The following is an 11,853-nucleotide window of genomic DNA, read 5'->3' as shown; positions in this document are numbered from 1 at the left end:
GGGTGAGGGCGACTCTGGGCACCGGACGCTGGTGACGGAGCAGGTCCTGGCCTTCGGACACGGGTACAATCGGCTTCATGCACGCATTGCGAAACCTGAAAGGAAGCCACAAGGGCGTCTGGCAAATTCTGCTTTGTCTGACGCTCTTCGCGCTGCTGTTTCGTACGGCGTTTCCTGCAGGCTATATGCCCAAGCTGTCGGGCCCAGGCAGCGGCACACTGACCATAGCGCTATGCACGGAAACCGGGGATGTCGGCCTGGCGTCGGTCACGCTGCTCGACGGTGTGCCGGACCACGATGGCGCCGCGCAGTCCTGCCCCTTCTGCGCCGTGGTGTCCCAGGCCGTCATGCCGGGTGCGGCCGCGCCAGCCATGGCCACTGCCGTTGCACGCGTCCCCACCCTCACGTTGCGCGACGGCATGACACCGCTGCCTGCGCGCATTGCGGGCCCGCCCCTCGGGCCACGCGCCCCCCCTGTCCTGCTCGGGTCATGACACCCGCACGGCTCATCAACCGTGCCTCTTACACCTCATCATCCCCGAAAGGCCGCCCTTGGCAGGCACTTTCACTGTGCGACACCCCGTCGCACGACCCGTTCTCGGACAGGAACTCACATGAAAATCAAGCTCACTCATATCGCAACCACCCTGGGGCTCGCCCTGGCACTCATGCAACCTGGCGCAATCGCCTGGGCGCACGGCAACGACCACAGCCACGGCAGCGATCACGGCCACGCCCACGGCGCCGCGGCGCAGGGCCCCGACTACGCGACACTGGCCAGCCGGCCCATCGCCGGACAGGTCACGGCCGACGGCTGCTGGATCCGGCAAATGCCCAAGCCTACGCCCTCAGGGGGTTTCCTGGTCATCCACAATCAAGGCAGCGAGCCTGTGCGCGTCCAGTCGGCCGCCTCACCCGACTATGAAGAGATCATGCTGCACCAAACCACCCACGAAGGGGGCGTGAGCAAAATGGCCATGATCGACGAGCTTGCCATACCCGCAGGGCAGCAAGTCGAACTCAAGCCCGGCAGCTACCACCTCATGCTCGAAGGTCCCCGGGAAGGCCTTGCCTTGGGTGACGAGGCCCAGGTGCTGCTTGCCCTGAGCAACGGCACGACCGTCTTGGCACGCTGCGCAGTGATGTCCCCCAAGACTGCCCGCAAACCCTAAGCTCGGGCCCGGGCCAGACTACGCCGAGGCGTCTGGCTCGGGCGCGCCGGCAGGCGGGCGCGGCCTGCGCAGCACTTCTTCGGCGCCTTGCTTGATCTTGCGGAACTGGTCGGACATGCCTTCCAGCTTGGCCTCCCATTCTGGATTGGGTTCCTGCCCCTCGATCGCCTGGAAATACACCTGCATCATGCAGGTGAGCGCCAGCGGTTCGAACAGGCCCACCTTGATGCTCCAGGCCAGCAACACGGCAAAGGCGACGGCCGCACCCGAGAGAAAGCCGGGCATGAGATAGGCAATCAAGGCCGCCGGAGCCAGCATGACGACGAACACCAGAATACTCAGGCCGTACATGATGGCGGCCAGCCAGGCGGCATTCTTGAGCATGGGCTTGTAGTTCTGGCCGTAGAGCACGAGCGACTTCCTGGCCGAATCCCAGGGCTCTTCAGCGCCGGTACGGATCATGCGCGCGAGGATGAGTTCATCCACGAAACCCAGTGCCATACGCAGGAACGCCTGGATCAGCGACGCCAGGCGTTCGCCTGCGGGAAACATGTTCAGCAGGCCGCGCACCAGGCCAGACAAAGCGCGCACCACGCCCTTGATGAGGATATCGATACCGAACAAGACGTTGGACGCGCCAAAGCGCTGTTGTATGACCTCTCGGCCATGACCAAGCTGGGATTTGCCCTCGGGGATGGACTTGCCATCGACCAGTTCGATGAGGACGGCGATGTGCGCGGCCTTGATCATGTACAAGAGCCACGCCCGCGCCCAGTACATGAGGGCGCCAAAGACACCAAAGCCAATCACCCCCCCAATGCCGGCACCCGTGGTCTGGCCATCGGCGCCAAATAGGGTGCCGACCCCGTAACCCAGGCCCGCCCCCACCCCGGTGACCAGCATGTAGCCCAGCGCAATGCCCAGATAGACGACGAGGCGCAGGATGATGAAAGGCATCGTGCGCATCATGAGGCCGAAGGCGGCGCCGAGGTTGAAATCCCACATAGTCGTTCAATTCCTTATTTTGCTTGACCGATTGATGCTGCGTGATACGGCGTAACCCTGGCCGCCGCATGTCTCTGGCGGCGGCCAGGGCGTGAAACTGCCGCTTTGGTGGGCTGCCCTCATGGGGCGGCCGTGACTGTAATCATGTGACGCGCCAGGGTCTTGTAGCCTTGGTTCTGGATGTAGCGGATTTCATAGGTGCCGGGCTCGGACGGCATGCGCAACGCCAGCGGGCTGCCCTCTTCAGTGTAGGTGTACTGGAGGGACGAAGCCGCGTTGGAGTCCTTGTCGGGGTGCTCCACACTGAGGTAGTCATGACGGTAGTCCGGGCCCGCCCAGCTGACGCGCACCTCGGAGCCGGCCACCGCCGTTGCGGGCGCCTCCAGCGTGGCACTCACCGGCGTCACCTCGATCGTGTGGCGCGCCAGGGTCTTGTAGTCCTGGTTCTGGATATAGCGGATTTCATAGGTGCCGGGCTCGGACGGCATGCGCAATGCCAGCGGACTGCCCTCTTCAGTGTAGGTGTACTCGAGGGACGAGGCTGCATTGGAGCCCTTGTCGGGACGTTCTACGCTGAGATAATCATGGCGGTAGTCCGGGCCAGCCCAGCTGACGCGCACCTCGGAGCCAGCCGCCGCCGTTGTGGGCGCCTCCAGCGTGGCACCCACTGGCGTCACCTCGATTGTTTGACGCGCCAACGTCTTGTAGCCCTGGTTCTGGATATAACGGATTTCATAAGTGCCGGGCTCGGACGGCATGCGCAACGCCAGCGGGCTGCCCTCTTCAGTGTAGGTGTACTCGAGGGACGAGGCCGCGTTGGAGTGCTTGTCGGGACGTTCCACACTGAGATAATCTCTCTCGCGGTCCGGGCCTTCCCAGGTCACGCGGATCACGGACCCGGCCACGGCCGTGGCGGGCGCGGAAAGGGCGGCGTCATAGTGCACCACGATGGGCAAGGTATAGCGCGCATCCTTGGCTGGATTGAAGGAGCCCTCGGCAGCAGCGCCATCGGACAGGCGTTCGACACGCACGTCTTTGATGCCCGGCTTCAGTGCCAGCTCGAGGCGGCCGGCATTGTCGGCCTGGTGCAGGATCTCGCCGGTACCGCCATCGCGCACGACCCAGCTCAGGCCCTGGGTGATCGGTGCGCCGCCTTCGCCATCCGTCGCCTGAAGAATACTGTCCACTTGGCGGGCTGGCACAGCGGGTGCCGCAGGCGCTGCCGGTGCGGTGGGTGCGGTCGTCGCCACGAGAGTGAGCGCTTCAGCCAGCTCCTGGGCATTGTCCGCCGTAAAGAACTGCCCCCCGGTGTGTTCGGCCATGCACTGCAACTGCTCGCGCGCCTTCTTGGCTTCGGCGCTCTCCAGCCCGAAGCCCACGGTGTGCACAGTCAGGTCCACACCCAGCTTTTCCAATGCGGCCACCGCCTGGCACGGATCGGCGTGACAGGTTTCTTCGCCGTCAGAGACCAGGATGACAGTGGCCTTGTTCTCGGTGAACTTGAGTTCTTCGGCGGCCAACTGCACGGCAGCCGCCATGGGCGTCATGCCCTTGGGATTGAGGCCCATGACGGCACTGCGGATCCCCGCGCGATCCGTACCAACAGGCGCCAGCATCTGAATGTCGCTGCAGTCGCCCTTGCGGTTGTGGCCATAGGCCATGAGGCCCAGGCGCCGGCTGGCCGGCAGCTCGTCCAGCAGCTTGCTGACCACATCGCGCGCGATGACGATCTTGTTGACGCCATCGATCTGGCCCCACATGGAGCCCGAAGCATCGAACACCAGGATGGCATCGGTGGCATCCGGGCTGGATTGCGCCAGCGCTGTCCCGCCGGTCAACAGGCCGCTGAGGGCGAGACAAATGGCAAATCGTTTCATGAAAGGGCTCCTTTTGTTCTTTGTTTTCTCAATTTATTTTCTCGATCTGTCTTCTCGGTCGGTTCGGCAGAAGGATTGGACTTCATCCGCCAGGGCCAGCACAGGGGTCCGCAGACCAAGCGGCTGTCGGTGGTTGGGCTGACGGGCAGGTTATGATGAACGCGCTCTTGAACGCGCCCTTGACCCCGCCCCGGGCCGATGGATGCTGCCGCGCTTCATCCTATCGTGACCCATGACGCTAAACCATGGGCCAAATGGCCCATGTGGGAGACACGTTTGGACACACTGGATGCATTTGCCCTGCTGCTGGTAGACGATCACCCTTTGTTCCGGGATGGCCTGGCCACGGCGCTGCGCCATCAGGCACCTGGCTTGCACGTGACCACCGCAGACCGGCTGGAACAGGCCATGGAAGTGCTGGCCCGCGATGCGGCCGGCTTCGATCTCGTACTGCTGGATTACTATCTGCCCGGCATCAACGGCCTGCGCGGCGCAGAGCTCGTCATGAAGCGCCACCCGGGCGTCGCCATCGGCCTGATGTCGGGTGCCGAAGATCCCACCCTGTCCCAGCGTGCACGGGACGCAGGGCTGGTGGCCTATCTGCCCAAGACGCTGGAAATTCACGCCCTGATCAGGCATCTGCGCAGGCTGGCAGCGGGCCAGGTGGTGTTCGAGACCAGCGACCCATGGGCTGCCCTGGCCACGGCCAATGCCAACCCGTACGGCCTGAGCGCCCGCCAGATGGACGTCTTGCGGGTGCTGGCCACGGGCGCCAGCAACAAAGAGATTGCGAACGCCATGGGCATCGCACCAGCCACGGTGAAGAATCACCTGGAAGCCATCTTCGCCAAGACGGGTGCGGTCAACCGGCTGCAGGCAGTGACATTGGCGCGCCAACTGCCGGCAGATCCCCCGGTTACCTGAATGGGCACGGCGTGATGAAGCGGTTGCCGGCTCTTCTGCGCGGTTTGATGCTGACCCCCAGCGCCATGGGGCCGGTGAACCTGAAGCCGTCGCACCGCTGCGCACTCGAGCGGCAGATGCTCGACGTATTGCTGCACAGCATGCGCGAGTTGCTGTTGACCGTCTCTCTGGTTCTGCCGGCACTCGTCGCCTGGCTGCTGTTGCCCTATGTAGGGCCGGTACAGGCAGTGGGCCCTGCCGTACTGATCCTGCTGCTTTCACTCGAGCGCCTGATGTTGCTGCGGCGGGTGCGGCGGGAATGGGACGGCACGATCGAAAGCACCCGCCGCTGGGCACGAGCCCTGGCCGTCCGTGTGCTGCTGGCGATCGGGGTCGTCGTGCTGTGGATTCATTTTGCACTGCAGGCGGGCGACGGGGAACTGATCTCGCGCGTACTCGCCTTGATCGCCGTCCTGGCGGCGGGCGCCGCTGCGCAATATTGTTGCTGGCCCCCGGTCATGTGGGCCACGAACACGCCATTGCTGCTCGGTCTGGCCATCCAGCTGGCGGCGCTGGGGACCACCGAACGCCTGATCGAAGCGGGTTTTGCGTGCATCCTCTGGATGGTGCTCACGATGGTCGGCCTGCGCTTTGGGCGCACTCTGCACCAAAACGTGCTCAATGAACTGCGCAACCGGGATCTGATGCGCGACCTGCATGAGAAAAGCGTACAGGCCGAAGCCGCAAATGCGGCCCGCGCGCGTTTTCTGGCGGCTGCCAGCCACGATCTGCGCCAGCCCCTGCAGGCGCTGAACCTTTACTTGAGCCTGCTGCAGCCACGCGAGCAGGACGCCACCACCCTGGCGCGCCTGCACCAATGCACTGCGGCGCTGGACCAATTGCTGGAAAGTCTGCTGGATCTCTCACGCATGGATTCAGGCCGGCTCGTTCCCGAGCCCCGCCCCTTTGCACTGCAACCGCTGCTGGAGCACGTGGCCAGCCTGTTCGAGGCGATGGCGCACGAGAAAGGCCTGCAACTGCGCGTGCACGCCACGTCGGCCTGGTCACGCAGCGATCCGGTCCTGCTGGAACGAGCGCTCTCCAACCTGCTGTCCAATGCCATTCGCTACACGGAACGCGGCGGTGTGCTGCTTGGTGCGCGCCGACGGGCCGGCGGTCTGCGCTTGTGCGTATACGACACAGGCATCGGCATCCACGCAGAGGCGCAGGCCAGCATATTCGAAGAGTTCGTACAGCTCGACAATCCGCAGCGGGATCCCGCACGGGGCTATGGCCTGGGCCTGGCCACCGTACAGCGCACCGCCCAGATATTGGCGCACCCGCTGCAGATGCGCTCTGTACCCGGGCGGGGCAGCTGCTTCATGCTGGATATCCCAATCGCCCTGCCCCAGCCGGCGCGCTGCGCCTCCGTGCAAACACAGCCAGCCGCGGGACAACTGCAGGGTCGCGTGCTGGTGGTCGAGGACAATCTGGTGGTGCGTGAAGCGCTGGTGCAGCTGCTGCGCGGCTGGTCCCTGCAGGTGCACGCCGTACCAGACGGCGAGCAGGCCTGCGCTGCCATGACCGAGGCGGCGTTCGACGCCGTACTGAGCGACTGGCGCTTGCCCGGAGGCATGGACGGCATCGCCGTGCTGCGGCACGCGCAGGCCGTCCTGCCGGAATTGCGCCTGGGTCTGCTGCTGACAGGCGAGGATACACAGCGGCTGCAGGACTTGCACCTCGAGTTCCCCGTGTTGCGCAAGCCCGTACGGCCGCTGCGCCTGCGCGCACTCTTGGGGCCCGCCCTGGCATCCTCGGGCTGGTGCGCCACCAAGCGCCCAGCCGTCAATCGCCGCCCCATGGGCGGAAAGCCTGTACGATCCGGTCACGGTGCGTCACGCCGTGGCGCAGCAGCAAGGTGAGCAACAGGCGCGCCTTGAGCCCATCCAGCCAGCCGCCACGTATCAGGCCACGGCGCTGCAAGTCGATTTCGCTGCCCAGGAAACCATAGGTCTTGGCCAGGGTATCGCCCGCCCCCGTCCGCGAGACAAGAATCACAGGCATGTCGTGTGCGGCCTGCTCGAGTGCATCGGCGACACTTGGCGCGACGTGGCCGCCACCAGTCGCTTCGACCACCAGGCCATCCAGCCGTGCCGCCGTCAGGGCGCGCACCATGGTGCCGTCATCGCCCAAAGCGATTTTCACCAGGCCGACCCTGGCGTCGGCCGGGGTCGGCTGCTGGACCAGAGGCTCGACGTGCGGTGGGCGCAAGCCCAGGATGACCTTATCCTCGCTGATCCAGCCGATGCGGCCGCAGTTTGGCGAACCAAAGGCATCCGGCCGGCTGGAGTGCATCTTGCGAACGAAGCGCGCCGCATGGATCTCGTCATTGAGCACGACCATGCAGCCGCATCCGCGTGCAGCCGCACTGACGGCAACGCGAACCGCGGCGAGAATATTGCCTGGCCCGTCGGCGCCTGGCAAAGTGGGATTGCGCATGGCGCCTGTGACGATCAGCGGCATCGGCAGGTCAACCAGGCGATCGAGTACGAAGGCGGTCTCTTCGATGGTGTCCGTACCTTGCGTGATCACGACGCCCTGGCAGCCGCTGGAGGCCAGCTCGCGTATTGTATCGGCCAGCGCTTCCAGATCGGCGAACTGCAGGTGTGCACCGGGTAGCTGGCGAAAAGAGCGCGCATCGATGTGCGCGATTTCCTGCAGCTCCGGCACGGCACCGACAAGCTTCTCGCCCGTGAGATTGGGGACGACGCCCGCGCCATCCCCCCGGGTCATGGCGATTGTGCCCCCCAGGGCGAGCACGGCGACAGATGGTTTGTTCATGAGGTTCTCCATGGTTGTACCAAACGCGGTCATGGTTGTGCCGGCTGCGGTCGTGCCGGTGCCCGCCGGCAATGCTTCAGCGGATCATCGCACGTTCGATGGCGTCGACGCAGACCGTCAGGTGTTTCGTCACCTTTTCCTGCCGATCCGCCAGCATGCGGTGGCGGATCGAGGCCACGAAAATGGCGGCCACTGGCGTTTGTGCGCGGTCGCGCACCGCGCGCCCGATCGCACAGACATCGAGCGCCGCAGTGCCTTCGTCGATTGCAATGCCGCCGCGCGCCCGGGTCAGGTCGATGGCTTCGCGCAGTTTTTCCTCAGTCAGCTGATAGGCTTGGAGACGCGGGCTAATGGCGTCGATGGCTACATTGATATCGGCATCATGCATGGCTGACAATATCGCCAGGCCACCGGCGCCCATGCCCAGGGGGTGGCGATCCCCTTCCGTACGCGTCATGGTCTGGATTGGAAAGTGCCCTGCAATGCGGCTCAGGCAAACGGACTCAAAGCCGCTGCGAATGACCAGGAAGACCATGTCGCCGGTCGAATTGGCGAGTTCGTGCAGCGCCATCTGCGAGATCTCACGCAAATTGGTGTCGGGCAGCGCCGCCAGGCCCAGCTCGTAGAGCAAGGGGCCAAGCCGGTAGCCACGCACCGGATCGCGCGCAAGCAGGCGTTCCGACTCGAGCCGGTGCAGCAAGCGGTGCGCTGTGGATTTGTCCAGGGACGCCATGGCCGCGATGTCGACCAGGCGAAGATTCTGTGCCTGGCTAGAGGCAATGATGCGCAGCAGCAATGCCGCGCGTCCAACCGTCTGTGCCGGCGCCTTCGGGCTTGAAGAGAAAGGCAATTTTATCTCAATAAATGAAATATCAAACAGAATCATTCTATCCCAAGTTTGTTCGGCGGATACGGTTCGGACACGAGGATGCCTGTTCCTGCCTGACATGAGGCAAAACAGGTTGATTCGGCAATCGAATACGCTGGTCGCGGGTGACGGGTCACAGGCAGGGCCGACCCATGAAATATTGGGGTTTACACGCATTTATTTCATTTAATGAGAAATAAATCGAAACTTGATTGACATGGCTATATCCAGGTTTTAGCCTTTGAGCGTCGAGGGTCGAATGGCATCTGTGCCAGAGGAACACAATCATGAAGTCGTGGGGCATGTTCGTGGGCGGGCAGTACCGCCCGGCCGCATCGGGCAAGGATTTTCCCGTCATCAATCCAAAGAATGGCAGTACGATCGCGAAAGTCGCTCACGGCGAGCAGGCGGACGTAGACGCCGCAATTGCCGTTGCTCAGCAGGCGTCTTCAACCTGGGCCGCTTATTCGGGGGCGCGGCGCGGCGACATCATGCATAAGGCAGCGGAAATCCTCGAGAGCCGCCTGCCCGAACTGGCCAGCCTCGAGGTCGATCAGATCGGGCGGCCCATCAACGAGATGCGCGCGCAGCTCGCCCGCCTGCCAGAGTGGTTTCGTTATTTCGGCGCGCTTGCGCGCACCCAGGAAGGCACGGTCCCCCCTTTCGACGGCCATTTCCTGAATTACACCCGGCGCGTGCCCCTGGGTGTCGTGGGCCTGATTACGCCCTGGAACCACCCGCTGCTCATTCTTACAAAAAAAGTGGCGCCCGCGCTCGCCGCAGGCAACGCCATGGTCATCAAACCCAGTGAACTGGCGCCCATAACGCCCATGCTGCTCGGTGAAATAATGGCCGAAGCGGGCGTACCCGACGGGGTCTTCAATGTGGTCACGGGCTTTGGCGCGGGGGCGGGTGCGGCGCTCTCCCAACACAAAGGCATTAGCAAGATCGACGTGACGGGCGGCACGGAAACCGGCAAGGTCATTGCTTCCATGGCCGGCAAAAACCTCACCCAGGTATCGGCCGAACTCGGTGGCAAGGCGGCCGTGGTCCTATTCCCCGACGTCGATGTCCAACAGGGCGTGGCGGCGGCCCTGTTCGCTTCGTTCATTGCAAGCGGGCAGACGTGCGTGCAGGGTGCAAGGCTGTTGGTGCATGAGTCGATCCACGATCAGGTGGTGGCCGAAATCGTGCGCCGCACGGCGCAGATACGCATTGGCGACCCACTTGAAAAGACAACCCAAATGGGGCCGCTGGTTTCCGCGCGGCAACGGGACCTGGTAGAAAAATACGTGGCCATCGGGCAGGCCGAGGGGGCGCACCTGGCGGCCGGCGGCCAGCGTCCGCAGGGCGCCCCATTCGAAGCGGGCTTTTATTACGAGCCAACCGTCTTCACCCACGTCAAGCCCCATATGCGGATTGCGCAAGAAGAAATCTTCGGGCCAGTCATGTGCGTGATCCCGTTCAAGACAGAAGCCGAAGCCGTAGAGATCGTCAACGACGTCGATTTCGGGCTTGCCGCCAGTGTCTGGACCAAGGACGTCGCCCGCGCGCACCGGGTGGCTCAAGCCATCCAGGCCGGGATCATCTGGATAAACGACCACCACCGCATCGATGCGTCATCGCCCTGGGGCGGCTTCAAAATGAGCGGGCTCGGGCGGGAAAACGGCATCGTCGCCTATCAGGCGTACACCCAAATACAGAACATCATCGTCAACCTGTCGAGCGAACCCTTCGACTGGTACGCCGATGATGGTCAGGAAAAAAGGTATAGCTGACATGCGCATAGACATACACAGCCACGTCATTCCAGACCGTTTCATCACTGCGCTGAAGAAAACGCCGGCAGATTTCCTGGCGCGCCTCGAGACGCACGGTGAACACGCCAAGGTCATCCACGATCAAGGCTACGTCTACCCCTTGTTCGCAGAGTTCCGCGATCCGCAGGCCAAGCTCGAATCGATGGACCGCAAGGGCATCGACATCTCGGTGATATCGCCCGCACCGCCCATGTTCTATTACTGGGCCGACATCGAACTCGCGCTGCGCGTGGCCGGCCTGGTGAACGATGGCGTCGCGGACATGGTGGCCGCCCACCCCGCGCGCCTGCGCGGCATGGCGACCATCCCCATGCAGCACCCGGATGCGGCGATCGCCGAAATGGAACGGGTCGTGCGCGAATACGGTTTCAAGGCGGTGGAAATCGGTACGTCCATCGAGGGCGCGCAATTGTCCGAGGGGCGCTTTCGGCCTATTTTGCGCCGCGCCCAGGAACTGGGCATCTTCGTCTTCGCACACCCGTACTACGTCGGCGCCAAGGCCGGGCTGGAAGCCTATTATCTAACCAACCTCATTGGCAACCCGCTCGATACGACCGTCATGGTGGCAAATCTGATGTACAGCGGGGTGCTCGATGAGCTGCCCGACCTGAAAATCTGCCTGGCTCACGGCGGCGGCTTCGTTCCCTATCAAATCGGCCGCCTGGCGCATGGCCACAAGGTCAGGGATGAAACGCGCGCCGACAGCGCCACATCCCCGCGGCAACTGCTGCGCCGCTTCTATTTCGACAGCCTGGTGTTCGAGCCGCAGGCCTTGCGCTACCTGATCGATCTCGTCGGTTCGGACAGGGTCTGCATAGGGACGGACGCCCCCTTCGACATGGGCGACGAGGAACCTGCAAAGGCGATCTCTGCAATACCGGGCATCACGCAACATGAGCACGACGACGTCTGCTGCCGCACGGCACTGACGCTGCTGGCCGAAGGCCAGTCGGGTTTTTGACGGCAACAAAGCCGTTTTTCAAAAGATTCATCTTGGTTGATGGAGGTAAACATGGGGAATATCGGGGATAGCATACGGGCAAGGATTCCATATGTGCCCATTCACAAAAGAAAGAAACTGCATCTCCCGGGCAATGGCAGGATCATTCTCTGGACCATCGTCAACATCGAAAACTGGCGGCCCGAGAAACCCATGCCGCGCGTCATTTTGCCGCCCCCGATGGGTCAGCCCATGCTGCCGGACCTGCCCAACTGGGCGTGGCACGAATACGGCATGCGTGTGGGTTTTTGGCGGTACCTGAAAGCACTCCAAGAGCGTAACCAAAAAGTGACGCTGGCGGTCAATGGCAGTGCCTGCATGCTCTACGAGGAAGCATGCAGGGCGGCACTAGAGGCGGGCTGGGAGT

General features: G+C 63.4%; 10 protein-coding genes and 1 pseudogene. 7 read left to right on the top strand and 4 right to left on the bottom strand.

Features of this window, described 5'->3' with window-relative positions:
* The first annotated feature begins 77 nt into the window (after positions 1-77).
* Entirely contained in the window at positions 78-494 is a 417-nt protein-coding gene (locus WCZ84_RS04850; protein ID WP_372685134.1) for a DUF2946 family protein, read from the top strand.
* A gap of 120 nt (positions 495-614) precedes the next feature.
* Positions 615-1,172 (top strand): copper chaperone PCu(A)C, encoded by a 558-nt coding sequence (locus WCZ84_RS04845; protein ID WP_372685133.1) that lies wholly within the window; start codon positions 615-617, stop codon positions 1,170-1,172.
* An 18-nt stretch (positions 1,173-1,190) separates the two neighbouring features.
* Here WCZ84_RS04845 and WCZ84_RS04840 read toward each other — a convergent pair whose 3' ends face one another.
* Both WCZ84_RS04840 and WCZ84_RS04835 read right to left on the bottom strand, forming a co-directional pair.
* Entirely contained in the window at positions 1,191-2,177 is a 987-nt protein-coding gene (locus WCZ84_RS04840; protein WP_372685132.1) for a hypothetical protein, read from the bottom strand.
* A gap of 119 nt (positions 2,178-2,296) precedes the next feature.
* Entirely contained in the window at positions 2,297-4,054 is a 1,758-nt protein-coding gene (locus WCZ84_RS04835) for a VWA domain-containing protein (RefSeq protein ID WP_372685131.1), read from the bottom strand.
* A 276-nt stretch (positions 4,055-4,330) separates the two neighbouring features.
* Between WCZ84_RS04835 and WCZ84_RS04830 the strand changes: the two genes are divergently transcribed.
* Together WCZ84_RS04830 and WCZ84_RS04825 are read left to right on the top strand one after the other, a co-directional pair.
* On the top strand, positions 4,331-4,978 hold the full coding sequence (locus tag WCZ84_RS04830; RefSeq protein ID WP_372685130.1) for a response regulator transcription factor: 648 nt from the start codon (positions 4,331-4,333) through the stop codon (positions 4,976-4,978).
* A gap of 47 nt (positions 4,979-5,025) precedes the next feature.
* Positions 5,026-6,879, top strand: a complete 1,854-nt coding sequence (locus tag WCZ84_RS04825; RefSeq protein WP_372685129.1) for a hybrid sensor histidine kinase/response regulator — start codon at positions 5,026-5,028, stop codon at positions 6,877-6,879.
* On the opposite strand, the gene WCZ84_RS04820 is transcribed toward WCZ84_RS04825, so the two are convergent.
* Together WCZ84_RS04820 and WCZ84_RS04815 are read right to left on the bottom strand one after the other, a co-directional pair.
* The gene (locus tag WCZ84_RS04820; RefSeq protein WP_372685128.1) at positions 6,803-7,798 is read right to left on the bottom strand and encodes an asparaginase; all 996 of its coding nucleotides are present in this window, start codon (positions 7,796-7,798) and stop codon (positions 6,803-6,805) included. The genes WCZ84_RS04825 and WCZ84_RS04820 overlap by 77 nt on opposite strands.
* A 76-nt stretch (positions 7,799-7,874) precedes the next feature.
* Positions 7,875-8,648, bottom strand: coding sequence for an IclR family transcriptional regulator (locus WCZ84_RS04815; RefSeq protein WP_372685127.1), 774 nt, complete (start codon positions 8,646-8,648; stop codon positions 7,875-7,877).
* Positions 8,649-8,953: 305 nt separating this feature from the next.
* Here WCZ84_RS04815 and WCZ84_RS04810 point away from each other — a divergent pair, with 305 nt between their 5' ends.
* The 3 genes and pseudogenes from WCZ84_RS04810 to WCZ84_RS04800 form a co-directional block, all read left to right on the top strand.
* A complete protein-coding gene (locus WCZ84_RS04810) occupies positions 8,954-10,444 on the top strand; it encodes an aldehyde dehydrogenase (protein WP_372685126.1) in 1,491 nt (496 codons plus the stop codon).
* A gap of 1 nt (position 10,445) precedes the next feature.
* Positions 10,446-11,447, top strand: coding sequence for an amidohydrolase family protein (locus WCZ84_RS04805; protein WP_372685125.1), 1,002 nt, complete (start codon positions 10,446-10,448; stop codon positions 11,445-11,447).
* A gap of 93 nt (positions 11,448-11,540) precedes the next feature.
* Positions 11,541-11,853: pseudogene (locus WCZ84_RS04800) on the top strand (polysaccharide deacetylase); the annotation flags it as partial.

This window comes from Castellaniella sp., from assembly GCF_041675725.1.
In the GTDB taxonomy this organism is placed as follows: Bacteria; Pseudomonadota; Gammaproteobacteria; order Burkholderiales; family Burkholderiaceae_B; genus Castellaniella.
Note: the sequence above shows the minus strand (reverse complement) of the source record. Positions and strands in the feature narration are given on the sequence as shown.

Excerpts from the sequence above, each read along its gene's own strand:
- WCZ84_RS04810 (WP_372685126.1), top strand. The coding sequence starts at position 8,954 with ATGAAGTCGTGGGGCATGTTCGTGGGCGGGCAGTACCGCCCGGCCGCA.
- WCZ84_RS04805 (WP_372685125.1), top strand. The coding sequence starts at position 10,446 with ATGCGCATAGACATACACAGCCACGTCATTCCAGACCGTTTCATCACT.
- WCZ84_RS04845 (WP_372685133.1), top strand. The coding sequence starts at position 615 with ATGAAAATCAAGCTCACTCATATCGCAACCACCCTGGGGCTCGCCCTG.
- WCZ84_RS04840 (WP_372685132.1), bottom strand. The coding sequence starts at position 2,177 with ATGTGGGATTTCAACCTCGGCGCCGCCTTCGGCCTCATGATGCGCACG.
- WCZ84_RS04850 (WP_372685134.1), top strand. The coding sequence starts at position 78 with ATGCACGCATTGCGAAACCTGAAAGGAAGCCACAAGGGCGTCTGGCAA.
- WCZ84_RS04835 (WP_372685131.1), bottom strand. The coding sequence starts at position 4,054 with ATGAAACGATTTGCCATTTGTCTCGCCCTCAGCGGCCTGTTGACCGGC.
- WCZ84_RS04825 (WP_372685129.1), top strand. The coding sequence starts at position 5,026 with ATGCTGACCCCCAGCGCCATGGGGCCGGTGAACCTGAAGCCGTCGCAC.
- WCZ84_RS04820 (WP_372685128.1), bottom strand. The coding sequence starts at position 7,798 with ATGAACAAACCATCTGTCGCCGTGCTCGCCCTGGGGGGCACAATCGCC.